At 67.8% G+C, this 22,575-nt stretch carries 22 protein-coding genes and 1 tRNA gene; 14 read left to right on the top strand and 9 right to left on the bottom strand.

All coding sequences use genetic code 11. From position 1 onward, the window contains the following. The first annotated feature begins 14 nt into the window (after positions 1 to 14). Entirely contained in the window at positions 15 to 1,976 is a 1,962-nt protein-coding gene (locus BrevBR_RS15620; protein ID WP_340001554.1) for a M61 family metallopeptidase, read from the top strand. Here BrevBR_RS15620 and BrevBR_RS15615 read toward each other — a convergent pair. Next, complete coding sequence (locus tag BrevBR_RS15615; protein ID WP_340001553.1) at positions 1,973 to 2,830, bottom strand: LysR substrate-binding domain-containing protein; 858 nt, start codon at positions 2,828 to 2,830, stop codon at positions 1,973 to 1,975. The two genes, BrevBR_RS15620 and BrevBR_RS15615, sit on opposite strands and share 4 nt — an antisense overlap. 152 nt (positions 2,831 to 2,982) lie before the next feature. Between BrevBR_RS15615 and BrevBR_RS15610 the strand changes: the two genes are divergently transcribed. Continuing rightward, complete coding sequence (locus BrevBR_RS15610; protein ID WP_340001552.1) at positions 2,983 to 4,047, top strand: hypothetical protein; 1,065 nt, start codon at positions 2,983 to 2,985, stop codon at positions 4,045 to 4,047. Further along, entirely contained in the window at positions 4,044 to 4,919 is an 876-nt protein-coding gene (locus BrevBR_RS15605) for a TolB family protein (RefSeq protein ID WP_340001551.1), read from the top strand. The genes BrevBR_RS15610 and BrevBR_RS15605 overlap by 4 nt, the downstream gene beginning before the upstream one ends. A 201-nt stretch (positions 4,920 to 5,120) precedes the next feature. Here the strand turns inward: BrevBR_RS15605 and rplL are convergent, their stop codons facing one another. Next, the gene (rplL, locus tag BrevBR_RS15600; protein ID WP_332640794.1) at positions 5,121 to 5,507 is read right to left on the bottom strand and encodes a 50S ribosomal protein L7/L12; all 387 of its coding nucleotides are present in this window, start codon (positions 5,505 to 5,507) and stop codon (positions 5,121 to 5,123) included. Positions 5,508 to 5,573: 66 nt separating this feature from the next. Next, the gene (gene rplJ / locus BrevBR_RS15595) at positions 5,574 to 6,089 is read right to left on the bottom strand and encodes a 50S ribosomal protein L10 (RefSeq protein ID WP_332640793.1); all 516 of its coding nucleotides are present in this window, start codon (positions 6,087 to 6,089) and stop codon (positions 5,574 to 5,576) included. A 367-nt stretch (positions 6,090 to 6,456) separates the two neighbouring features. Between rplJ and BrevBR_RS15590 the strand changes: the two genes are divergently transcribed. The 3 genes from BrevBR_RS15590 (at position 6,457) to BrevBR_RS15580 (ending at position 12,732) form a co-directional block, all read left to right on the top strand. Further along, positions 6,457 to 8,337 carry a DUF4153 domain-containing protein gene (locus BrevBR_RS15590; RefSeq protein ID WP_340001550.1) on the top strand — a complete coding sequence of 627 codons (1,881 nt, stop codon included), beginning with the start codon at positions 6,457 to 6,459 and terminating at the stop codon, positions 8,335 to 8,337. A gap of 132 nt (positions 8,338 to 8,469) precedes the next feature. Continuing rightward, complete coding sequence (locus tag BrevBR_RS15585) at positions 8,470 to 9,930, top strand: sigma-54-dependent transcriptional regulator (protein WP_340001549.1); 1,461 nt, start codon at positions 8,470 to 8,472, stop codon at positions 9,928 to 9,930. A gap of 210 nt (positions 9,931 to 10,140) precedes the next feature. Further along, positions 10,141 to 12,732 carry a TonB-dependent receptor gene (locus tag BrevBR_RS15580; RefSeq protein ID WP_332640790.1) on the top strand — a complete coding sequence of 864 codons (2,592 nt, stop codon included), beginning with the start codon at positions 10,141 to 10,143 and terminating at the stop codon, positions 12,730 to 12,732. Positions 12,733 to 12,787: 55 nt separating this feature from the next. Here the strand turns inward: BrevBR_RS15580 and BrevBR_RS15575 are convergent, their stop codons facing one another. The 3 genes from BrevBR_RS15575 to ykgO all read right to left on the bottom strand — a co-directional run bounded on the left by BrevBR_RS15575 (position 12,788) and on the right by ykgO (position 13,719). After that, the gene (locus tag BrevBR_RS15575; protein WP_340001563.1) at positions 12,788 to 13,135 is read right to left on the bottom strand and encodes a hypothetical protein; all 348 of its coding nucleotides are present in this window, start codon (positions 13,133 to 13,135) and stop codon (positions 12,788 to 12,790) included. A gap of 2 nt (positions 13,136 to 13,137) precedes the next feature. Further along, on the bottom strand, positions 13,138 to 13,413 hold the full coding sequence (locus BrevBR_RS15570) for a DUF2312 domain-containing protein (protein ID WP_055832288.1): 276 nt from the start codon (positions 13,411 to 13,413) through the stop codon (positions 13,138 to 13,140). A 180-nt stretch (positions 13,414 to 13,593) separates the two neighbouring features. After that, a complete protein-coding gene (gene ykgO / locus BrevBR_RS15565) occupies positions 13,594 to 13,719 on the bottom strand; it encodes a type B 50S ribosomal protein L36 (protein ID WP_055832286.1) in 126 nt (41 codons plus the stop codon). 152 nt (positions 13,720 to 13,871) lie between these two features. Here ykgO and BrevBR_RS15560 point away from each other — a divergent pair, with 152 nt between their 5' ends. The 7 genes from BrevBR_RS15560 to BrevBR_RS15530 all read left to right on the top strand — a co-directional run bounded on the left by BrevBR_RS15560 (position 13,872) and on the right by BrevBR_RS15530 (position 19,938). Continuing rightward, positions 13,872 to 14,225 carry a DUF2200 domain-containing protein gene (locus BrevBR_RS15560; RefSeq protein ID WP_340001547.1) on the top strand — a complete coding sequence of 118 codons (354 nt, stop codon included), beginning with the start codon at positions 13,872 to 13,874 and terminating at the stop codon, positions 14,223 to 14,225. Positions 14,226 to 14,352: 127 nt separating this feature from the next. After that, positions 14,353 to 15,633, top strand: a complete 1,281-nt coding sequence (locus tag BrevBR_RS15555; RefSeq protein WP_340001546.1) for a lytic murein transglycosylase — start codon at positions 14,353 to 14,355, stop codon at positions 15,631 to 15,633. Positions 15,634 to 16,209: 576 nt separating this feature from the next. Then, positions 16,210 to 17,082 (top strand): AAA family ATPase, encoded by an 873-nt coding sequence (locus BrevBR_RS15550; protein ID WP_340001545.1) that lies wholly within the window; start codon positions 16,210 to 16,212, stop codon positions 17,080 to 17,082. A 99-nt stretch (positions 17,083 to 17,181) separates the two neighbouring features. Beyond that, on the top strand, positions 17,182 to 18,102 hold the full coding sequence (locus BrevBR_RS15545; protein WP_340001544.1) for a methyltransferase type 11: 921 nt from the start codon (positions 17,182 to 17,184) through the stop codon (positions 18,100 to 18,102). A gap of 119 nt (positions 18,103 to 18,221) precedes the next feature. Further along, entirely contained in the window at positions 18,222 to 18,815 is a 594-nt protein-coding gene (locus BrevBR_RS15540) for an HD family hydrolase (protein WP_340001562.1), read from the top strand. 5 nt (positions 18,816 to 18,820) lie between these two features. Then, positions 18,821 to 19,762, top strand: coding sequence for an NUDIX hydrolase (locus BrevBR_RS15535; RefSeq protein WP_340001543.1), 942 nt, complete (start codon positions 18,821 to 18,823; stop codon positions 19,760 to 19,762). A gap of 86 nt (positions 19,763 to 19,848) precedes the next feature. Continuing rightward, a tRNA-Ser gene (locus BrevBR_RS15530) sits at positions 19,849 to 19,938 on the top strand. Positions 19,939 to 20,220: 282 nt separating this feature from the next. Here BrevBR_RS15530 and BrevBR_RS15525 read toward each other — a convergent pair. Then, positions 20,221 to 20,766 (bottom strand): HNH endonuclease, encoded by a 546-nt coding sequence (locus tag BrevBR_RS15525; RefSeq protein ID WP_340001542.1) that lies wholly within the window; start codon positions 20,764 to 20,766, stop codon positions 20,221 to 20,223. A gap of 694 nt (positions 20,767 to 21,460) precedes the next feature. On the opposite strand from BrevBR_RS15525, the gene BrevBR_RS15520 reads away from it, so the two are divergent. Next, positions 21,461 to 21,778 carry a hypothetical protein gene (locus tag BrevBR_RS15520; protein WP_340001541.1) on the top strand — a complete coding sequence of 106 codons (318 nt, stop codon included), beginning with the start codon at positions 21,461 to 21,463 and terminating at the stop codon, positions 21,776 to 21,778. An 8-nt stretch (positions 21,779 to 21,786) separates the two neighbouring features. On the opposite strand, the gene BrevBR_RS15515 is transcribed toward BrevBR_RS15520, so the two are convergent. Both BrevBR_RS15515 and BrevBR_RS15510 read right to left on the bottom strand, forming a co-directional pair. Beyond that, entirely contained in the window at positions 21,787 to 21,984 is a 198-nt protein-coding gene (locus BrevBR_RS15515; protein WP_340001540.1) for a hypothetical protein, read from the bottom strand. Positions 21,985 to 22,201: 217 nt separating this feature from the next. Continuing rightward, a complete protein-coding gene (locus tag BrevBR_RS15510; protein ID WP_340001539.1) occupies positions 22,202 to 22,573 on the bottom strand; it encodes a hypothetical protein in 372 nt (123 codons plus the stop codon). Between the last annotated feature and the right edge of the window lie 2 nt (positions 22,574 to 22,575).

Below are 22,575 nucleotides of genomic sequence, written 5' to 3'. Positions count from 1 at the left end.
TGAGGGACCCGAAGATGATCCGCACCGCCGCCATCGCCCTGCTGCTGACCTCGGCCGCCCTGCCCGCCCTGGCGCAGATCCCGGCATCGCAGGCCGCCACGCCCCTGCCCGCCCCGACCAGCCTGCCGCACGCCCTGCCGCCGATCCCGGCCCCGCAGGATCGCGACTATCCCGGCGTCATCGGCATCCAGGCCGACCTGACCGACCTCGACCACAAGGTCATCCGCGTCCGCCAGACGGTTCCCGTCTCCACGGGCCATCTGGTCCTGCAATATCCGAAATTCATCCCCGGCAACCACGCCGACACCGGCCCCATCCAGCTGGTCTCGGGCGTCACCGTCACCGGGAACGGGCAGCGGATCGAATGGGTGCGCGACACCGTCGATCCCCACGCCTTCCACCTCGACATCCCGGCGGGCGTCACCGAGATACAGGTCGCCTTCGAATGGCTGACCCAGCCCGACAACGCCGTCTGGCGCGTCGTCATGACGCCCGAGATGGTCAATCTCCAGTGGGAGAAGGCCCTCCTCTATCCGGCGGGCTACAACCACGACCGCATCATGTTCGCCCCTTCGGTCAAGCTTCCCACGGGCTGGAACTACGGCGTGGCCTTGACCACCACCGGCCGTGAGGGCGACGTGGCGACGTTCGCCCCGATCTCGCTTGAGCATCTGGCCGACAGCCCGATGTTCGCCGGCAAACACTACCGCCGCATCGACCTCGATCCGGGCGGCCGTTCGCCCGTGCATCTGAACCTCGTCGGCGACACCGCCGCCTCGCTGAACGCCCCGGACGAGCGGATCGAACAATACCGCTCGCTGGTCGACCAGGCCGATCGCCTGTTCGGCGCCCGCCATTTCGACCACTACGAATTCCTGCTGGGCCTGACCTCGAAAATGGGCGGCATCGGTCTGGAGCATCACCGCTCGTCCGAGAACACGGCCAGCCCGACCTTCTTCACCGCCCCCAATCCCGACTTCGGCGCCCGCACCCTGCTCCCACACGAGTTCACGCACAGCTGGAACGGAAAATTCCGCCGTCCGTCAGACGAATACGTCCAGAACCTCAACCTCCCGACCCAGAACAGCCTGATGTGGGTCTATGAAGGCCAGACCGAATACTGGGGCGACGTCCTCGGCGCCCGCTCGGGTCTGGTGACGAAGGAAGAGGCCCTCGCCAACCTCGCCGAGGTCGCCGGCTTCTACGACCAGCAGCCCGGCCGCGCATGGCGCTCGCTGCAGGACACCACCAACCACAACCTGCTCGGCTACCGGACAACCAACCCCTGGCCGTCGTGGATGCGCGGCACCGGCGACTACTACCGCGAGGCCCAGCTGATCTGGCTGGACGCCGACACCCTGATCCGCGAGGCCACCAATGACCGCAAATCCCTCGACGACTTCGCCAGGGGTTTCTTCGGCGTCGATGATGGGGTCTGGGAGGCCAAACCCTACACCTTCGACGACGTGGTCGCGGCTCTCGACGCGGTCCATCCGCACGACTGGGCGACCTTCCTGCGCACCCGTCTGGACGCCGTGGGCCTCGACGCCCGCGCCCCGCTCGACGGCATTGCCCGCGCCGGCTACCGCCTGACCTGGGTCGACGAGCTGACGCCGCTCGAAAAGCGCATCCAGAGCGGCTGGGCCACGGACTTCCAGTATTCGCTGGGCTTCAACCTGAACGCGGCCAACCGCATCACCGGCGTGCGCTGGGGCGGGCCGGCCTTCGAACAGGGTCTGGGCGCCGGCTGGGACCTGATCGCCGTCGGCGACCGCACCGCCTCGGCCGAGGTCCTCCGCGACGCCGTCACCGCCGCGAAAACGGGAACGGACCCCATCGTCCTCGTCGTCAGGCGCGGCGACGAGTTCCGCACCCTGTCCTTCGACTACCACGGCGGCCTGCGCTACCCGCGCCTGGTCCGCACCGAGGGAACCCGCGACCGTCTGGCCGACATCTTCGCGCCGCGGCGGCGCTAGACGGCGACCTCGGACAGCAGCCAGTCGCGGAACGCCTCGACCTTGGCCGTCAGGCCGCGCACCGCCGGATAGGCGATCCAGAACGCCCGGCCGTCGGCGGCGAGGTGAGGATGAACCTGCACCAGCCGCCCCGCCGCCAGCTCCGCCTCGAACAGGATGGGCGAGCCGATCGCGACGCCGTGGCCGGCGATGGCGGCCGCAATGTCCAGATGCTCCGCTGACAGGCGGGTCCCGAACCGGTTCGCCGGCGGCCCCGGCTCGCGACCCAGATCCCGATACCAGGCGGCCCACCAGTCCGGACGGCCGAGCAACGGGATGTCGGACCACCGCGGATCCTCCAGCCCCTGCGCCGCCGCCAGCAGCCCGGGCGCGCACAGCGGCGTGAAGACGCTGGGAAACAGCTTCACCGCCCTCAGCCCCGGCCACTTCCCGTGCCCGTTGCGGATCGCCAGGTCGAACCCCTCGGCGGCGAGATCCCGCGTGTCGGGCGACAGGTCCAGGTCGACATGCAGCTCGGGATGCAGCGCCCGGAACCGCCCCAGCCGCGGCGCCAGCCAGCTCGTCCCCAGCGTCGGCAGGGCGGTGACCCGCAGCTGGGTCCGGTCGATATCCGCCGCCCTCATGAAACTGGCCCGCAGCATGGCGAAGGCGGCGATCGTTTCGGCGGCTGCCGCCTCGCCCGCCGGCGTCAGCTCGACCCTCTGCGGCAGGCGGCGGAACAGGGCGGCGCCGATCTGGGCCTCCAGCTGGCGCACGTGATAGCTGACGGCCGCCGCCGTGGTCTCCAGCTCGCGCGCGGCCGGGGCGAAACCGCCCGTACGCGCCGCCGCCTCGAAGGCGCGGATCGACGACAAGGATGGAAACCGCGGGACCATAAGTCTGACTTAGCCTGAAGGCGGCCACGGCTCCAACCCATACCCTAAGTCTGACTTGGGGTAAGGGGTCGACTTTCGCCTCCCGTCCGGCGGTTCGACGAGGCAGAACCGGACATATGGAGGATCGCGACATGACGTCTGACGCCCACGCCCGCCCGGATCGCCGGAACGTGCTCGCCGCGCTCGGCGGCCTGACCCTCGCGGGCGCTCCGCCGTTCGCACGCGCCGGAGCCGCGGGTCACGAGCGCGACTGGGCATGGCTGGTCGGTAACTGGGACGTCTCGCATCGCCGTCTGCGCCGCCGGTTGGCGGGGGATGTGAACTGGGACGCATTCGGCGGGCGTAGCGTGGTCTGGCAGACGATGGACGGCCTGGGGACCATCGACGACAACATCCTCGACCTGCCCGGCGGACCCTATCGCGCCGTCGGGATACGCGCCTTCGATCCGAACGCCGGAGAATGGCTGATCTGGTGGCTGGACGGGCGCAACCCGACCCGTATCGACCCGCCCGTCCATGGGACCTTCGCGAGGGATGAGGGCGTCTTCCTGGGCGAGGACGTCTTCGAGGGCCGGCCCATCAGGGTCCGCTTCCGCTGGCACGAAATCCACGGTCCCCGGCCCCACTGGGACCAGGCCTTTTCGCCCGACGCGGGCGCGACCTGGGAGGTCAACTGGACCAACGCCTTCACCCGCACGGCGCCGACGCCGACGCCGCTTCCGGTCACCACGGACCATCCGGCGGACTTCGACTTCCTGGCCGGCCGCTGGCGGGTCGCCCACCGCCGGCTCAAGGCCCGGCTGGCGGGATCCCGGGACTGGGAGACCTTCGACGGGACCTTCCACAACTGGCCGGTGCTCGGCGGGGCCGGCAATGTCGGCGACAATATCTTCAACCGCGCCTCCGGTCCGGTCCGCGGCGTCGGCTTCCGGGCCTTCGACCCCGCGTCGGGCGACTGGTTGAGCTGGTGGCTGGACGGTCGCACGCCCTCTGTCATCAGCGCCCCGCTGACGGGCCGTTTCACAGACGGCGTCGGCCTCTTCCGCAGCGAGGAGATCATCGACGGACGCCGCGTGCTCCAGCGGGTGATCTGGTCTAACATCACGCCCCGTTCGGCCCGCTGGGAGCAGGCCTCGTCGCTCGACGGGGTCGACTGGGAGGTGAATTGGATCAGCGATTTCGAGAGGGTCGGATGATCCGCCCCGCCCTTCTGGCCGCGGCCCTGCTGGCCGGCCTGACCAGTGCGACCCAGGCCCCGGCCCGCTTCGTCCCGATCACCCGGGTGGAGCTCTTCGCTCCCGGTCTCGCGTCCACGGCTCACAGCGAGATTCGGCTCACCCTCAGCCCCGACGGCCTGACCGCCCTGTGGTTCAGCCGCGACCGGCCGGGCGGCGACGGCGACTACGACCTCTGGATCGCCCGGCGCACGGCCGCCGGCTGGGGCGCCGCCGAACCCGTTCCCTTCAACACCCCGGGCCGCGATTTCGACCCGGCCTTCTCGGCGGACGGACGCACCGTCTTCTTCTGCTCGGACCGGCCCGGCGGGCTGGGCGGCGACGACCTCTACCGCGTCAGTTTCGACGGCCGGGATTTCGGCGCGCCCGAGAACCTCGGCCCGACGGTCAACAGCTCCAACGACGAATTCGCCCCCATGCTGGCCCGCGACGACCGGCGGCTGCTGTTCTCCAGCGACCGGCCCGGCGGCGCGGGCGGCCACGACCTGTATGTCGCCGCGCGCGGGCCGGACGGCTTTCAGGCGGCGCGCGCGCTTGAAAACGGTCTCAACAGCCCCGCCCACGAGTTCGACGCCACGTTCCTGGGCGACGATCGGACCATCGTCTTCGCCCGCGCGGCGGATTTCGCCACCTCTCGCGTCGATCTGTACCTGGGAGACAGCGCCGCGCCCCGTACTGAGGCCGTGCGACTGCCCGAGCCGGTCAACCACGCCGAACAGGACACCTACGGCGCCATGATCGACTGGTCGGCGCCCGACCGCCTGCTTTTCTCGGCCCGCCGCCGACCCGGCCAGGGCATGGACCTGTACAGCGTCGGCTACCGCCTCGACTGAGGGCAAGGAAAACGGCCCCGGGGATATGCGGCCAATGCCGTTACCGCACTGACGGCGGTCGGCCGATCGCCGTTCATGCAGCCCCTTGGATTGCAGTTCACGCGTATGAAAAAAACGGGCCGGGGATCGCTCCCCGGCCCGTTCATTTTCAGCGTACCGCCCTCAGGTAGCCCGAAGGGCGGCAGGGCCAAATCAAGCGTCTTACTTGACCTGGACCTTGGCGCCGGCTTCCGTCAGCTTCTTGGCGACTTCGTCGGCGGCTTGCTTGGAGACGTTCTCGACGACGTTCTGCGGAGCGCCTTCGACCAGGTCCTTGGCTTCCTTCAGGCCCAGGTCCGAACGGACGCCGCGGACTTCCTTGATCACGTTGATCTTCTTGTCGCCGCCGTCCAGCAGGACAACGGTGAACTCGGTCTGCTCTTCAGCAGCTTCGGCGGGAGCGCCGGCGCCGCCGCCGGCGGGCATGGCCATGGCGACCGGAGCAGCGGCGCTGACGCCCCACTTTTCTTCCAGCAGCTTGGACAGTTCGGCGGCTTCCAGAACGGTCAGCTTCGACAGGTCTTCAACGATTTTGGCGAGATCGGCCATTTGAGTTTTCCTTCGGAGGATTGGTTTTCAGAGAGAGTTTTGCAGAGATGAAAGAGGCGGTTCCGCCTACGCGGCGTCCTTCGAGGCGTACGCGCTGAACACGCGGGCCAGTTGGGAAGCCGGGGCTTGAACGACGCCGGCGATCTTGGTCGCGGGGGCGTTGAGCAGGCCGAGCAGCGAAGCGCGGATCTGGTCCAGCGACGGCAGTTTGGAGAGAACCTCCACGCCCTTCGCGTCCAGGACCTTCTCACCCATGAAGCCGCCCAGGACGATGAACTTGTCATTGGCCTTGGCGTATTCAGCGGTGATCTTGGCGGCCGTCACCGCGTCGTCGGCATAGGCGATGCCCACGGGACCCTTGAACAGGCCGTGGTATTCGCTGCCTTCGGCGGCATCCAGCGCCTTGAGCGCCAGGCGGTTCTTGACCACCTTGAACGTGCCGCCTTCTTTACGAAGACGTCCACGCAGATCTTCCATGTCCGCAACGGTCAGACCCAGGTTGTGGGTCACGACCACGGCGCCCGCGTCGGCGAAAACGCCCTTCAGCGTTTCGATCGACTCGGCTTTTTGTGCGCGGTCCATTGCGGTCTCCAGTCTGGTATTCGCCGCCGGGCTTATTCCCGACGACGGATTTGGCATAAGCGCCGCGCATCGCTGCGAAGCGTTCAGGCCGGTCGTAATGTCCGAAGGAGGCTCGAACCTCGTGCGGCCCGGATACCGGGTCGACGATGGCCGTCTGCATCCCCATCTCCCCACGGCGTCAGAGGGCTCTCTGACATTTACGGTCTGGGTGACCCCCGGACCCCGAAGTTCTCGGACAGGACCGCCATGACACGGGGCCATGACGGAGAAGGCGCGCTCTATACACGGATATCGGGCGAACTCAAGCGCCGCCTCTTCCCAGACGAAGGCGAACCGGTTCAGATGCCGTAACGCGGGGACTTGAAGCATGACCGAAGCGACCGAAGCGACAGGACGCGACAGCCTTGGCGGACAAGGCTCCGTCCTGCTCGGCCCCGTCCGGCTGGCCATCGGCCTGACGCAGGGCCTCGGTCTCTACGGCCTGCACCGCCTCTCGGACGGCGCAGCGTCATGGGGGGCGACCCACCCGCTGGTCTTTGGCCCCCTGCTGCTGATCCTCGCCTTTCTGCCCCTGGTCCTGCTGGCCGGCGTCGGTCGCCTGCGCCCCGCGACCCTGGCGATCTGGACCGTCGTCGCCGGCGCCGTTCTGGCCCTGCTGGGTCTTCACGATATCGCCCGTCAGAGCGCCGACACCCTGCAGGGCCCGCCCTTCCTGTCGCCGCCGCTGATCCTGTTCTCGGCCGCGGCCCTGTTCATCGCCCATCATCTGGTGGCCCCGGCCGACATGGAGCGCCGCCGCATCGCCAGCTATCCGGCCTATTTCGACACAGCGACCAAGGCCGCCGTCCAGCTGGCGCTGTCGATCGGCTTCACCGGCGCCTTCTGGATCCTGCTCTACCTCGGTGCGGCGCTGTTCAGGATCATCAACCTCGAATTCCTCGAGAACCTGCTCCGCGAGGCGTGGTTCGCGATCCCTGTCACCTTCCTCGTCTTCGCCACGGCGGTTCATCTGACGGACGTGCGCGACGGCCTGATCCGCGGCGTCCGCACGCTGGCCCTCATGCTGCTGTCGTGGCTGTTGCTGGTCATCACCGTGCTGGTCGCCGGTTTCCTCGCGGCCCTGCCCTTCACCGGTCTCGGCGGATTGTGGGAGACCGGCAGTGGTGTCTCGCTCGTCCTCGCCGCCGCCGCCGCCCTGATCATCCTCATCAACGCCGCCTATCAGGACGGACAGCCGGACAACCGCCCGCCCGCCGTCCTGCGCGCCGCCGTCCGCGTCGCCGCCGTCCTGATCACCCCCCTGATCGTCATCGCCGCATGGGGCCTCGCGCTGCGCATAGGCCAGTACGGTCTGACGCCTGACCGCATCATCGCCGCCGCCTGCGCCCTTGTCGGCGCCTCCTTCGCCGCCGGCTACGGCTGGGCCGCCCTGAGCCCTTTCTGGCGCAAGGGCGACTGGATGCGCCCGCTCGAGCGCACCACGATCTGGACCGCCGTCCTGACCGTCGCCGTCATCCTCGCCCTGTTCAGCCCGCTGCTGGACCCGGCCCGGCTCTCGGTCGCCGATCAGGTCGCCCGGCTGGAGCGAGGCGCGGTCACGCCGGACAAGTTCGACTATCGCTTCCTGCGCTTCGAGAGCGGCAAGGCCGGGCAGGCGGCGCTGGCCCGGCTGACGCAATCCGACAACGCCGACATCGCCGCCCGGGCGACGACGGCCAAGGTCGTCCGGAATCGCTACGATTTCGAGGGGACCCCGGACGGGCCCCGCTCGCGGACCGAACCCACAGCCGCGGACATCCGCATCCACGCCAACCCCGCTGGCGCCGCCCTGCCGGCCACCTTCACCCAGCAATTTGGTCGCTTGAGTGAGATTCTCAGCGGCTGTCGCGACGGATCGGTCTGCGAAGCCCGCATGCACGATCTCGACCGCGACGGCGCGCTTGAGGTGCTGGTGGCCGCCGAGTCATCCGTGTCGGTCTTCAAACTTGAAGCGGACGGACGATGGTTCGAATGGGCCGAATACACGCCGCCCCTGTGCGTGGACGAGTCGAAGGACATACGGCGCGCCTTTGGCGCCGGCCGGTGGGGGACGGTCCCGCCCGTCTTCCCTGATCTGGTGGTCGACGGAGTCCGGCTGCGTCATCTGGAGGGGGAGCCGGAATGTCCGCCGGAGCCCGATCTGCCGGAACCGGCGGAACCGCGCGTCATCGTTGGAGGTGAAGAGCACGGCCGTTTGACCCATCGGTGACCCCCGTTAACCCAACGCTCACCACCCCGCACAACCCGATCTTCACCTTGTGCGGCGTAAAAACGTCCCGGAATGGGCCAGTCAAGCTTTCGGGCGAGACCGGCCTGACGGGATGATGAAGGACGCCGCTCCATGGCCAAGACCGTTCTCGTGGTCGATGACGATCCGACCCAGCGCCGCCTCGCCCAGGCCGTGCTGGAACGCGAAGGCTATGCCGTCGTCCACGCCGAATCCGGCGGCGAGGCCATCGACCGCCTGACGAAGGGCGGCGGCGCCGACGTCGTCCTGCTGGACATGGTCATGCCGGGCATGAGCGGCATGGAGGCCCTGGCCGAGATCCGCACCGCCGGGGTCACGACCCCCGTCATCGTCCTGACCGCCTCGGGCGGGGTCGACGCCGTGGTCAAGGCCATGCAGGCCGGCGCCCAGGACTTCTTCGTCAAGCCCGTTTCGGCCGAACGCCTGCTGGTCGGCGTCTCCAACGCCCTGCAGATGACCCGCCTGACCGCCGAGGTCGGCCGCCTGAAGAAGCACGTCGCCGGACGCACCTCGTTCGACGACCTGGTCGGCCAGTCCGCGCCCATGCGCATGGTCAAGTCGCTGGGCGCGCGCGCCGCCAAATCCTCGATCCCGGTCCTGATCACGGGCGAGAGCGGCGTCGGCAAGGAGGTCATCGCCCGCGCCCTGCACGGCGCCTCTGATCGCTCCGGCAAGCCGTTCGTCGCGGTCAACTGCGGCGCCCTGCCCTCGAACCTGATCGAATCCATCCTGTTCGGCCACGAGAAGGGCGCCTTCACCGGCGCTCACGACAAACACCTCGGCAAATTCATGGAGGCCAACGGGGGCACCCTGTTCCTCGACGAGATCGGCGAACTGCCGCTGGACATGCAGGTCAAGCTGCTGCGCGCCCTGCAGGAGGGCGAGATCGATCCCGTCGGTGCCAAACGCTCGGTCAAGGTCGACGTCCGCATCGTCTCGGCTACCAACCGCGACCCGGCCCAGCAGGTGCGCGAAGGCGGATTCCGCGAGGATTTGTTCTATCGCCTCAACGTCTTCCCGATCGAGGCTCCATCCCTGCGCGAACGTCGCGAGGATATCCCGGCCCTGGTCGACCACTTCGTCGCCCGCTTCAATGTCGAGGAGGGCAAACGCATCGCCGGTTGCTCCAGCGAGACCCTGGCCCTGCTGTGCGGCTTCGACTGGCCCGGCAACGTCCGCCAGCTCGAGAACGCCGTCTACCGCGCCATCGTCCTGGCCGATGCGCCCTTCCTCCAGCCGCACGACTTCCCCGCCATCTCCGGTCGGGCGGCGCCGCTGACCGCCGACGAAGGCGAAGCGGCTCAGGCCCGGCCCCCGGCGGCGCTGACCGACATCGACCTGCCGCCCCTGCCGGATTCGCCCATCCGCATCCTCGATGAGCGCGGCCACCTGCGTACCCTGGAAGAGATCGAGCGGGATCTGATCCAGCACGCCATAGAGGTCTACGCCGGTCACATGTCCGAGATCGCCCGCCGCCTCGGCATCGGCCGCTCGACCCTGTACCGCAAGGTCCGCGAACAGGGCCTGGAAGGCAGTCTCCGGGAAGTCGGCTAGGAAACGTTCGGCCGGTCCGGTGTGACGCAATTCGGCAACGTCCCGGCAATGCCCGCAGTCTGACCAAAAGTTCATTGGCCAGCGGCTGCGCGAACCCCGAAAACGCAAGGGCTGTGCGCGGCCGCAACCTTTGGTTTCCGTGTTGAAACGCGACGGAAACATGAGCGGGCGACGTTGCAGCTTCGTCCTCCTCCCCCCAAGGCCTGCTGCATGCTCCTCGTCACCACCGCCCTGTCCGGACTTATGGCCGGAACGATCCAGGCCGCGCCGCCTCAAACGGCTCCGCAAACGCCGCCGGCCTCTGCGCCCGCCGCAACCGCGCCGGTCGTCGCGGGCGACGACGTGGTGGACCTGGGCACGGTGGTGACCACCGGCACCCGCGCGCGCGGCAGCGTCAACTCGGACATCCCGCCCGACGTCACCCTGACCGCCGAGCAGATCCAGGCCTATGGCGCCTCCGACATCGCCGAACTGCTGACCTATCTGGAGCCCCTCACCCGCAGCTCCCGCGGCCGCGGCGACGGCCCGCCGGTCCTGCTGGTCAACGGCCGCCGCATCTCCGGCTTCCAGGAAATCCAGGGCATCCCGACCGAGGCCATCGAACGCACCGAAATCCTGCCCGAGGAAGTCGCGCTGGAATACGGCTACCGCGCCGACCAGCGCGTCGTGAATTTCGTGCTCAAGTCCAATTTCCGCTCGCTCGTGGGCCAGTTGTCCGGCCGCGCCCCGACCCAGGGCGGGCGCACCATCGGCGAGATCGAGGGCAATGTTCTGAACATCGCCGGCCCCACCCGCTGGTCCGTTGACGCCGAATACGAACGCTCGACCCCGCTGTACGAAACCGAACGCGACATCGATCGCGATCCGGCCGCCGGCGAATTCGGAGACCCGGACCTGCGCGGCGCCTACCGCACCCTGCTGTCCGGGAGCGAGCGCACCACCGTGCGCGGGACCCTGAAGCGCGACATCAACGGCACGACCCAGGGCACCATCAGCGGCAGCCTCGAGAACACGACCAGCGAGAGCTATAACGGCCTGCCCGGCGTCGCCCTGATCCTGCCGGCCGGCAATCCGTATTCGTCATCCCCCACGGCCGTTCCGGTCTTCCGCTATCTGGACGATCCGCTGGCCCTGGACCGGGAATCCGACACCCTGACCGGGCGCATCGCCGGCGTTCTGGACGGCTATATCGGCGAGGACTGGCGCTGGACCCTGACGGGCTCCTACGACCGCGTCGAAAGCGACACCCTGACCGGCCGCGGCTATGCGGTCACGCCGTTCCAGACGCGGCTGGACGCCAACGATCCCGCCGCCGACCCCTTCGGCGCCGTCGGCCCATCGGACTTCACCGCCCGGCCGGACGACACCGCCAACTCGGTGTCGCAGGTCCTTGCGGGCGAGCTGGTGCTCAACGGGGACGTCTGGGACCTCCCCGCCGGCGGCATTTCCTCGACCTTCAAATTCGGCGCCGACACCCGCTCGCTGGATTCGACGAGCCTCCGTGACGGCCTGACTGTCGACCGCTCGCAGTCGCGCGACCGCTTCAACGGCCAGGCCAGCTTCGGCATCCCGATCGCCAGTCGCCGCCAGGGCGTCCTGCCGCAGTTCGGCGACCTGTCGGCCAATTTCAACGTCGGCTATGAGGAGCTGTCGGACTTCGGCGGCCTGTCCACCCTCGGCTTCGGCGTCAACTGGTCGCCGATCGAGCCCGTCTCCCTGCTGGTCAGCTACACCGACGAACAGGGCGCGCCGTCGATCTCCCAGCTGAACGACCCGATCATCGCCACCCCGAACGTGCCGGTCTTCGACTTCGCCACCGGCCAGACCGTCTTCGTCACCCGTATCGACGGCGGCAATCCCGGCCTGAACGCCGACCACCGCAAGGTCTGGAAGCTGGGCGGCACGCTCAGGCCGTGGTCCGAAACCGATTTCCGCATCCAGTCGACCTGGACGTACAGCCTGACGGAAGACGCCATTGCGGCCTTCCCGACCCTGACGCCGGATCTCGAGGCCGCCCTGCCCGGCCGCTTCGTCCGCGACTCCGCCGGCAATCTGCTGTCGTTCGACGGCCGGGCGCTGAATTTCGACCGGTTCGAGCGTCAGGACATCCGCACCGGCTTCAACTACTCCCGCGCCTTCGGCCGGCCCAATCCGGCCGCTTCGCCCCTGCCCGGCATGCCCGGCGGCGTGCGCCCGCCGGGCGGCGGCGCGCCGATGGCCGTCCGCATGGGCGGCGACGGCCCGCCTCCCGGCGGCGGGGGCGGCCAAAGAACCGAGGTCCGCATGGGCGGCGGGGGTCGCGGCGGCGGCATGCAGCCCGGCCAGGGCCGCTTCAACCTGTCGGTCTATCACACCTACAGAATCCAGGACGAGATCGTCATCGCCGACGGCCTGCCCGTGCTCGACCTGCTGGACGGCTCCGCCACCGGCAGCCGCGGCGGCAGCCCCCGCAACGAGATCCAGGCCCAGGCCGGCGTCTTCAGGAACGGCATGGGCGCCTTCCTCAACGCCAACTGGCGCGAGAGCACCTTCGTCGACGGCGGCGCCGGTCCCGACCTGTTCTTCTCGGACCTGGCCACGGTCAATCTGAACGTCTTCATCGATCTGGGCAGTCAGGCCGGATGGGTGGCGAAATATCCTTGGCTGAAGGGTTCGCGTCTGAACCTCGGCGTCCAGAACCTGTTCGACAGCCGTCTTGAGGTGACCTCCAGCGCCGGAGACGCGCCGCTGAATTACCAGCCCGACTACCTCGACCCCATGGGCCGGACGATCGGCCTGACGTTCCGCAAGATCCTGTTCTAGGTCTCCTCCCCCTCGGGGGAGGGGGACCATCCGAAGGATGGTCGAGGGGGCCGGGCTACTCTGCTGACGGCTTGCGCCCCCAACGCCGCTTCGGCGCCTCGCCCTTCGCCTTGGCGGCGATCTCCTTCAGCTTGCGGCCCTGCATGGCCGACAGCGCCTGTCCCGGCGCGCCCTTCTCGGGGTCGCCGAAGGCGCGGCCGTGGGTCCTCACCCGCTCGCTGACCGAGTCGATGAATTCGCCCTCCCATTCGGACAGCGAAACGCCCGCCTTCTCTGCCGAGCGGCGGGCGCGTCTGAGAGCATTGAGGGCCGCCCTCTGGGCCGCCTTGCGTTCGGCCTCGAACGGACTTGAGGGCGGCTTCTTCGCGCCGCCCCTGCCTCCGCCGAAGCCGGTTCGCTTCAGGGTCAGATCTCGCCGAGCGCCGACAGATACAGGTCCAGGATCGCGTCCTCTTCCTGCCGCTTGGCCTTGTCCTGCTTGCGGATGCGGATGACCTTGCGCAGGATCTTGACGTCGTAACCCTCGCCCTTGGCCTCGAGGAAGACCTCCTTCATGTCGGCCATGACGGCGGCCTTGTCCTCTTCCAGTCGCTCGATGCGCTCGATGATGGTGCGCAGCCGGCCCTGGGCGGCCGAGGTCAGGACGTCGGGCGAGGAATCGAAGGAAGCGTCGTCGGCCAAGGGAATACTCCGGGAAAGACGCCCTCAAACAGGCCGAAGGCCGTCAGGGCGAAAAGAATGTGGACGCTAACCACGTCCCCCGGCTCGACTCAACGACGGCTGGGGACGGACGCGAAAAAGGCTGCGGACAAGTCCGCAGCCTCTGGAATTTCGAACCGCGCCGCAGGGCGCGGAAAGACCTTAGCCCTGCTTCGCCTTGAAGCGCGGGTCGGTCTTGTTGATCACGTACACAACACCCTTGCGGCGCACGACCTTGCAGTCGCGGTGGCGGGTCTTGAGCGACTTGAGCGAGCTGCGGACCTTCATGGTCGTCGTCCTGAGGCAAAGCAAAACAGAAAAGCCGCGGGAAGAACCTGCGGCGGAGCGGTGCGTATAGAGAGGCTTCCCGGAATCGTCAACCACCGTCCGGCGTGACTTTCCGGACTGTTGCGGCAGAGTGCGCCGCGACGGAGACGATCATGACCGACGACCACCGAATCTATCGGATGAGCTTCGCCAGCATCTATCCCCTCTACATCGCCAAGGTGGAGAGGAAGGGCCGCACGAGGGACGAAGTGGACCAGATCATCCTCTGGCTGACCGGCTACACCCGGGAGGCTTTCGAGGCCCAGCTGGCGAACAAGGCCGACGTCCGCACCTTCTTCGCCGAGGCGCCCCGGCTCAACCCGGCCCGGAACCTGATCACAGGCCTGATCTGCGGCATCCGCGTGGAAAACATCGAACAGCCGCTGATGCGCGAGGTCCGCTACATGGACAAGCTCATCGACGAACTCGCCAAGGGCAAGGCGATGGAGAAAATCCTGCGCAGCTAGACCGCGCTCAAGCAGCGAGGCGCCGGGCGCCGAGCGATAGCGCCACCAACATGCTATTGCAGCAACGCTTCCCGCCCTCGCGCACTTGTTATGACGGGGCGGCCGTCGGGGACTCTACAGCTACATCATGCGTATCAGCCTTCGCCTCCTCCTCATCGCCTCCGTGGCCGCCTGCGCCCCCATGCTGCCGGAGGCGCCGCCCGTGGCCTCGACCCCGGCCCCCGGCCCCGCGCCCGCGCCTGCGGCCGCTCCGCTCCCCACGCCCGCCCCTCCGCCGGCCAATCCCGCCGACGCGGCCGGCTTCGAGGGCTGGAAGCAGGGCTTCCTGGCCCGCCACGGCGGCGTCCGCCGCGACGCCTACGCCCGCGAGCTGGCCGGCCTGACGCCCGACCCCTCGGTCATCCGCCTCGACGGCAACCAGCCCGAGTTCAGCCGCCCCGCCGGCGCCTATATCCAGAGCGCCGCCTCCGCCACCCGCATCGCCCAGGGGCGCCAGCGCACCGACCGCGTGCCGTGGGAAGTCACCCGGCGGTTCGGCGTGCCGGCCGAGATCCTTGTCTCCATCTGGGGCAATGAAAGCGGCTTCGGCGCGATCCAGGGCGACTATGACGTCATCCGCTCGCTGGCCACCCTCGCCTTCGAGGGCCGCCGCCGCGACTGGGCCGAGGGCCAGCTGAAGGATGCGCTGGACATCGTCATCGACGGCCGCCGCGACCGCGGGGGCCTGAAAGGCAGTTGGGCGGGGGCCATGGGCCAGACCCAGTTCATGCCCGACAACTATCTGCGCCTCGGGATCGACCAGACCGGCGACGGCAAGGTCGACATCTGGGGCTCGGACGCCGATTCCCTCGCCTCCGCCGCCAATCTGCTGGCCCAGGCCGGCTGGAAGCGCGGCCAGAGCTGGGGCTATGAGGTCGTCCTGCCCTCCGGCTTCGACTATGCCGAGGCCGAAGGTCCCCGCCACCCGTGGAGTTACTGGTCCGGGCGCGGCGTGACCCTGGCCCGCGGCGGCGCGCCCACCGACGCCGAGGCGCTGGAGGACGGCGTCATCCTTCTGCCCCAGGGCGCGCGCGGCCCGGCCTTCCTGGCCCTGCCCAATCACTATGTGATCCGCCGCTACAACAACTCGGCCTCCTATGCGCTCGCCATCGGCCTGACGGCGGACGGCATAGCCGGCAAGCCCGGCCTCGTAGCTGCATGGCCCGACGACGCCCCCCTCTCGCGCGACCAGCGCATCGGGGCCCAGCGCGCCCTGACCGCCCTGGGCTATGACACGGGAGGCGTCGACGGCGTCGTCGGCTCCAATACCCGCGCCGCCCTGCGCCGCTGGCAGATCGCCTCGGGCCGGGTCGCTGACGGCTATCTGACGGCGGAACTGGCCGACGAACTGATCCGGCGGGCGGGATGACGACAGGACAAGTGCTGGAGATCCGCCGCCAGCCAGACGAGTTGCAAACGCCAACCCCTTGATCCCGTGCGGGGTTCAGGACGCAGCAGCGTCATTTCCCAGCCTTGGTCGGGACCCGTGCGACACTCCTCCCCGTCCCGTCGCAGGGAGGGCGCAGAGGCCTTGCGATCTTTGGCGGCGGGATGTGGAGAAGCGGGGCCCGGTTCCCGGCTGTTCAAGCAAGACAGCCAACGCCCGGGGCCGGATCGGTCGCAAAGCGCCGATCGGGACGTCAGGGACGAGGGGGATACTCGTCCGGTCCGGGGACCGTGTCGCAAGCACGGCCCGCCCGCCGGAGGCGCTGCGGTAAGGCGATAAGACCGCCACCGGACGCAAGCTTCCGACCCAAACCTCCGCGCGGAGCGTCTGTCTGCGTCGAAACGGTAACCCAAAACGAACTCCGGGCGCAGGCCCGGCGCTCCGCACGCCTTCCATCCCCGCCTGCTCAACAGGCGGCGGGGCCGCATGCCTCCACATGATCGTTGTTAACCCGCCCCGCCTTCGCTAACCCGGGACGGACACCCGCCGGAGCCGTCCATGTCCCGTTCGTCCGATCGTTTCGAAGGCACTTCGAACTACATCGCCACCGACGACCTGAAGATCGCGGTCAACGCCGCCATCGCCCTGGAACGGCCCCTGCTGATCAAGGGCGAGCCCGGCACCGGCAAGACCGTCCTGGCCTATGAGATAGCCCGGGCCCTGAACGCCCCTCTGATCACCTGGCACATCAAGTCCACCACCAAGGCCCACAACGGCCTGTACGAATACGACGCCGTCTCCAGGCTCCGCGACAGCCAGCTGGGCGAGGAACGCGTCCACGACGTCCGCAACTATCTCAAGCCCGGCAAGCTGTGGGAGGCCTTCACCGCCGCCCACCGCCCCGTCCTGCTGATCGACGAGATCGACAAGGCCGACATCGAATTCCCCAACGACCTGCTGCAGGAACTCGATCGCATGGAGTTCTACGTCCAGGAGACGGACGAGACGATCCGCGCCGAGGTTCGCCCCGTCGTCATCATCACCTCGAACAATGAGAAAGAGCTGCCGGACGCCTTCCTGCGCCGCTGCTTCTTCCACTACATCCGCTTCCCCGACGACCAGACCATGCGCGCCATCGTCGAGGTCCACTTCCCGGGCATCAAACCGCGGCTGGTCTCCGAGGCGCTGAAGACCTTCTACGAGATCCGCGACACGCCCGGCCTGAAGAAGAAACCCTCGACCTCCGAACTGCTGGACTGGCTGAAACTGCTGCTGGTCGACGACATCGATCCCGAGACCCTGCGCGAGAAGTCGCCCAACAAACTGATCCCGCCCCTGCACGGCGCTCTGCTGAAGAACGAACAGGATGTCCACCTGTTCGAACGCCTCGCCTTCCTCAACCGCCGCGAGGGCTCCCGGCCCGGCGCCTGACACAGTCGCGTTGCGGTACGGTCACACGCCTTACCGCGATTTCACTGGATTATCGGGCCCGCGCGCTCAGGATAGGACCACGAACAGGACTACCCGAAGATGACCCTGCGTCCCTTTCTTCCCACCCTCTGCGCGCTCGCCGCGCTGACCGCCGCCTGCGACGGCGACAACTCCGTGCGCATCACCTCGACGCGCAGCGAAAGCGACGCCAAGGGCGTGCTCAAGGTCGTCGACACCCTGCAATGTCCCCAGACCATGGGCTCCCTGACGCGCAAGGGCTCTGCCCAGGACGGCGGCAAGGTCTGCACCTACGTCGGCCGCAAGGGAACCGAGGTCAGCCTGCACCTGGTCGCACTCGACGGTGAATCGCCCGCCGACGTGCTGAAGGCCTTCGAGAACCGCCTGTCGGCCTCCCTTCCCGCGGCCGTCGCCCAGTTGAAGGCCTCGGCCGACGCCGAAAAGGCCCGCATGCAGGCCGATCTCGCCCGCGCCGACGCCGACACCGCGGCCGCCGCGGCGGAAGCGGCCGCGGCCGGCGCCGACGCGGCCGCCGCCCGAGCCGATGGTGCCGCCGCCGCCGCCGACCGCGCCTCGGTGCATGCGCCCGGCGTGGCCATCGAGGCCGAAGGCGACGACGCCAGCGTCCGCCTGCCCGGCATGCGGATCGAGACCAGGGGCGACCAGGCCAGCGTCCGCATCGGCGGCTTCCACATCGACGCCAACGACAGCGACGGCTCGGCCCGCGTCCGCGCCTCGTCGGGCGGCGGCGACAGCGTCAGCATCAATGCGCAGAATGACGCCGCCGAAATCCGCACCAGCGCCGCCGGCGAGGCCACTCGCACCAGTTGGATCCTCAGCGACAACCGGGAGACGGAATCGGGTTGGCGCATGGTCGGCTTTGAAGCCCGCGGCCCGGTCGGCGGCCCGCTGGTCGTCGCCACCGTCCGCTCCCGGGACACGAACCGGGGCCGCGCCTTCGAGGACGCCAAGGACCTCGTCACCCTCAACGTCGGCGAATAAGCCCGTCCGACCTTGATCGCATCGCGCTGATGCGTCACCAACCCTGCCCACAAGAGCAGGACAGAAACTTGGCCGCCACGCCCCGCAAATCCGCGAAACCGCCTCGCGCCTGGCAGCGCATGCTGTCCGGCCGCCGGCTCGACCTGCTGGACCCCTCGCCGTTCGACATCGAGATCGAGGACATCGCCCACGGCCTGGCCCGCGTCGCCCGCTGGAACGGCCAGACGGTCGGCGAACACGCCTTCTCGGTCGCCCAGCACTCCTGCGTCGTCGAGGAGATCGCCGCCCACATCCAGCCGGGGCTCGAGCCCAAATGGCGGCTGGCCGCCCTGCTCCACGACGCCTCGGAATACGTCATCGGCGACATGATCTCGCCCTTCAAGGCGGCTCTGGGCGTCAACTACAAGGCCTTCGAGGCCCGGCTGGAGGCCGCCATCCACCTGCGCTTCGGCCTGCCGCCCAGGAACCCGGTCGAGATCAAGACCCTGATCAAGAGGGCCGACGTGGCCTGCGCATATTTCGAGGCTACCCAGCTGGCCGGCTTCACCAGAAAGGAGGGCCTGACCCTCTTCGGCGCGCCGCCGGCCGGCTACGACCTGATTATCGACCCCCTGCCCGCTCCGGTGGCCCAGCAGCGCTATCTCGAGCGCTACCGCGTCCTGGCCGAGGCCACCGGCGTCGTCCCCGCCCCCGACGCCTGGCACACGGAATAGAGCGCATGGCGGGTCCGGGGGAACAGGGCGTCCGCATCGGCCTCTCGGCCGTCGTCATCGCGCTCCGCGACCGCAAGGCCTGCGTCCTGACCACGCCGGGCGAGGACGGCGCCGCCGCCCTGCCCTTCGGGCCCTTCGACCCGGCCCGCGACCGCACCTTCGAACGGGCCCTGCGCGACTTCGTCACCGCCCAGACCGGCTTCCGCCTCGGCTTCGTCGAACAGCTCTACACCTTCGGCGACCTGGGCCGCGCCAGCCCCCGCGCCACCCCCGGGCCGGAGCACCATCGCGAGGTCTCGGTCGGCTATCTCGCCCTGACCGCCGACGCCGCCGACGCCCCCCAGGCCGAGGCCCGATGGACGCCCGTCCTCGAGATCTTCCCGTGGGAAGACCGCCGCGACGGCGCCCCCGCCTGCGCCGGCCCGCTGATCGCCGACCTCAAGGCCTGGGCCGAGGCCGATCCCCGCCGTCAGGCCCGCGTCGAGACCCTGTTCGCCACCACCCCCGCCCACCGCTGGAACGAAGGCCAGGTGCTGGACCGCTACGAACTGCTCTACGAGGCCGGCCTGGTCGCCGAGGCCGCCCGCGACCAGGACCGCCCGCCCCTGCCCGGCGCTCCGGGCCGCGTCATGGCCTCGGACCACCGCCGCATCCTCGCCACCGGTCTCGGCCGCCTGCGCAGCAAGCTTAAATACCGTCCCGTCCTCTTCGACCTCATGCCCGCGACCTTCACCCTGTCCGAACTCCAGACCGCCGCCGAGGCTGTCGCCGGCCTGTCGCTGCACAAGCAGAATTTCCGCCGCGGCGTTGAACGCACCGGCCTCGTCGAGCCCACGGGCCGCGTGTCCGCCGCCACCGGCGGCCGCCCGGCGGAGCTGTTCCGCGTCGTCGACGGCGACCTGTCGACCGGGGAGGCCCTCGGCCTTCCGCTACCCGCGCAGCGCTAGGGCGATTTCCCGGATATCCCGCTTGCGGCGCGGGCCGTCGCCCATTAGAGAAGCCGCTCGCTCGACCAAGCGTCCTACGGCCCCGCGGAGAGGTGGCAGAGTGGTCGAATGTACCGCACTCGAAATGCGGCGTGCCTTTGCGGGCACCGTGGGTTCGAATCCCACCCTCTCCGCCACCGGCCCTAAAATCTGGTTTCATTACAGATAGTTGGGCCTAAGCGGTCTGCCGGGCCATACTCAGGTCCCAACTATTAAGTGCCGACTCTGAAGACCCAGATCAATTTTCGGACTGCCCTCGATTCAAGCGAGCCAGGGCAAAGTCGCAGTTCGTTCGACCACGAACAAGCGCCATACCCGGATCCTCGTCATTTTCCAGCCCTTGGAGTCGGGCGGAAACTTCGTTCCGATTTGCCATTTGGAGAGGCCGGCCTTGGCTTGCGTACAGGGCGGCGACATCCTCAGGTGTTGATACCCAAGGATCGCAGAGAGGAGCGCACACTCTCCAGTGCGACCCCCGACCAAATACCATTCGTCATCGGAGACTGAGCTTCGAGATTGGACGCCCTCTGCGAGGAGGTCGGCGTCCTCATATCGCCCACTCTCATTACAAGATATCCAGTCCGTGCCTCCTTGCGGTCCTCGTTCATAGCACCAACCTCGAGCTTCCACTTGGCTGGAAAGAGCATCGCGCTTCTGACATACTCGAACTCCGGCTTCGCGGTCTTCAGCGTTTCACCGAACCTGAAGACGAGGCGCTCACCGGACTCGTCCTCGACCTCGATTGCGGGGTTCTCTCCCCGATCCCGCGAGCCGTTCAGAAGGGTCATGATCGCTTCCATTCCCGCGATCATGGGCTGGTCGATCTGGTCGCCCAGTTTCGAATTCGCGACCTTGCAGAGGATGCCCTTCGGCTTGAGGCGGCCACCCAGAGCGCTGGGGATGATGTGCGCCTTCGAGTCGTTCTCCGGCGTGATCTCGTCGCCGGTCAGGATGCATTGAACCACTGGACAGTCATCTCCGTATGGGGCTGCGGTCGAGACCCACTATCGTTTTGACACACATCCCCCGATTGAGCGACATAGCCCCATCACCCGCTCGATCGCTTTCGCCGTCAGCAGACACACGCTACCGATGCGAGCCCATCTCTGGCGCTCCGGACCGGACCTTAATGCTGCAGTTTGACACTAGCTGGCGCTTCAACTCGCCAGGCCCGATCCCCCACGAGACCGCCGAAGCGATCTGGACCCTGATGGGACGGGTGCTTTCACAGACGAACGCCCAGGCGATCATCGAACGCTTCAAACGGCACTTCGCGGGGGCGGCGGGCGAGGTCGCTCACGTCAGTTCGAGCAGAAGCTGGGCCATCTCCGACCTCCGGACGGTTTTCGACGAGGCCGCACTGAACGCACCGCTGTTCCTCGAAGCCTTCTACGAAGGATGTCAGGAACTCACTCAAGGCGATGCGCCACGGGCCATTCCGCCTGTCGAACTCCTGAACCGGACCCTCGCTGAGACGAACGCGGGCTTCCAGTACGACCCGCCGACGCTCCGGGCGATGCGGGACTACGTACCGGTCGCGGTCGGGGTTCCGCCTCAGTCACTCGAAGCAGCGGCGCGCTCCATCATCGAGCAGTTGCTTCAGGAGAGCGATCGGCTACTCAAGGAGAACCGGCCACGACAGGCCGTGCTCGAAATCCTTTGGCTGATGGAATCCGTCATCACGGCCTTCAGGGCGTGGAGATCGAGACGGTTACGGTCGAAGGGAAATACTTCAACGTCATCGCCAAGGAATTGCGGACCGGCGCGAGCGGGACGACGCTTTCCCAAGCCCTGAAGTGGCTGACAGAACTCCACGGCTACCTGTCCTCCCCCACGGGCGGCGGCGTTCGTCACGGCGTCGACCTCAAGGCCGGGCTGACCCTGTCGCTGAGCGAGGCTCGCCTCTTCTGCAACCTGATGCGCAGCTACATCTCGTTCCTTCTGGACGAGCATGAACGTCTGGCTGCAAGAACCTGAAAAATCGATCAGATCGGCTCGACCGACGTCACATAGATGCCGATCACCTCGCCGCGTTCGCCGGTCAACGGACGCCCCGTGAAGCGGTACTGCCGGTTATGCTCCAGGCCGGCGACGGCGCCGGTCACCGGCACGAGCACTCCATGACCGAATAGCAGACGCGCATACCATACGGCCTCGGTCGCCTGAGCCAGCACTTCCGCCACATATTGAGCCCGAAGCAGTGTTTATTCGAGATGCTGTACACATCCCAGTCGGATCGGTGCTGTTCACCGGATCCAGCCCCACGTATGATCCGCTTAACGCGACCCGGTCCTAGCGGCGGCGTTTTTTCTTAGTGCGCCTGAGGCTTACGGGCTGTGCGCGGAGGCGCGGGGAGCCGGGAGCCGGAATCGCCCTTGAAGCGCCTCCGGGGTGCCTGAGTCAGTATTCGACCAATGGACTTATTCTGATCCAAACACTGTCATCATGTAGATTCCACACTTCGACATCGACCTGCGAGCTTCCAACAGGAAGCATCAAATAGTTAAATCGGCCACTATCGCTCACCGAAATAACGCCACTCTTAATTGCGATCGTTCCATTAAAATTAGATAGATCCCCAGAATGATGTTTTTCGGAACTAATGGTGATATCAGCCCCGCCGTCGAAATACGCACCCACTTTGACAGCAATGCAACCCTCGGCATAAGCTACCGACTTATCTCTTATATCTAGAGGGGCAAAATCGTCCGCGTAGGGATCGGAGAGGAACATCACTGGATGCTCCAACATGATCTCAAGCTTGGCCTTCATAA

Origin of the sequence: Brevundimonas sp. BR2-1, assembly GCF_037626195.1 — a bacterium.
Taxonomy (GTDB): Bacteria; Pseudomonadota; Alphaproteobacteria; order Caulobacterales; family Caulobacteraceae; genus Brevundimonas.
Note: the sequence above shows the minus strand (reverse complement) of the source record. Positions and strands in the feature narration are given on the sequence as shown.

Bases quoted from the DNA above. Each gene is read 5' to 3' on its own strand.
- BrevBR_RS15620 (WP_340001554.1), top strand. From the start codon at position 15: ATGATCCGCACCGCCGCCATCGCCCTGCTGCTGACCTCGGCCGCCCTG.
- BrevBR_RS15610 (WP_340001552.1), top strand. From the start codon at position 2,983: ATGACGTCTGACGCCCACGCCCGCCCGGATCGCCGGAACGTGCTCGCC.
- BrevBR_RS15605 (WP_340001551.1), top strand. From the start codon at position 4,044: ATGATCCGCCCCGCCCTTCTGGCCGCGGCCCTGCTGGCCGGCCTGACC.
- rplL (WP_332640794.1), bottom strand. From the start codon at position 5,507: ATGGCCGATCTCGCCAAAATCGTTGAAGACCTGTCGAAGCTGACCGTT.
- rplJ (WP_332640793.1), bottom strand. From the start codon at position 6,089: ATGGACCGCGCACAAAAAGCCGAGTCGATCGAAACGCTGAAGGGCGTT.
- BrevBR_RS15590 (WP_340001550.1), top strand. From the start codon at position 6,457: ATGACCGAAGCGACCGAAGCGACAGGACGCGACAGCCTTGGCGGACAA.
- BrevBR_RS15585 (WP_340001549.1), top strand. From the start codon at position 8,470: ATGGCCAAGACCGTTCTCGTGGTCGATGACGATCCGACCCAGCGCCGC.
- BrevBR_RS15580 (WP_332640790.1), top strand. From the start codon at position 10,141: ATGCTCCTCGTCACCACCGCCCTGTCCGGACTTATGGCCGGAACGATC.
- ykgO (WP_055832286.1), bottom strand. From the start codon at position 13,719: ATGAAGGTCCGCAGCTCGCTCAAGTCGCTCAAGACCCGCCACCGCGAC.
- BrevBR_RS15560 (WP_340001547.1), top strand. From the start codon at position 13,872: ATGACCGACGACCACCGAATCTATCGGATGAGCTTCGCCAGCATCTAT.
- BrevBR_RS15555 (WP_340001546.1), top strand. From the start codon at position 14,353: ATGCGTATCAGCCTTCGCCTCCTCCTCATCGCCTCCGTGGCCGCCTGC.
- BrevBR_RS15550 (WP_340001545.1), top strand. From the start codon at position 16,210: ATGTCCCGTTCGTCCGATCGTTTCGAAGGCACTTCGAACTACATCGCC.
- BrevBR_RS15545 (WP_340001544.1), top strand. From the start codon at position 17,182: ATGACCCTGCGTCCCTTTCTTCCCACCCTCTGCGCGCTCGCCGCGCTG.
- BrevBR_RS15540 (WP_340001562.1), top strand. From the start codon at position 18,222: ATGCTGTCCGGCCGCCGGCTCGACCTGCTGGACCCCTCGCCGTTCGAC.
- BrevBR_RS15535 (WP_340001543.1), top strand. From the start codon at position 18,821: ATGGCGGGTCCGGGGGAACAGGGCGTCCGCATCGGCCTCTCGGCCGTC.
- BrevBR_RS15510 (WP_340001539.1), bottom strand. From the start codon at position 22,573: ATGAAGGCCAAGCTTGAGATCATGTTGGAGCATCCAGTGATGTTCCTC.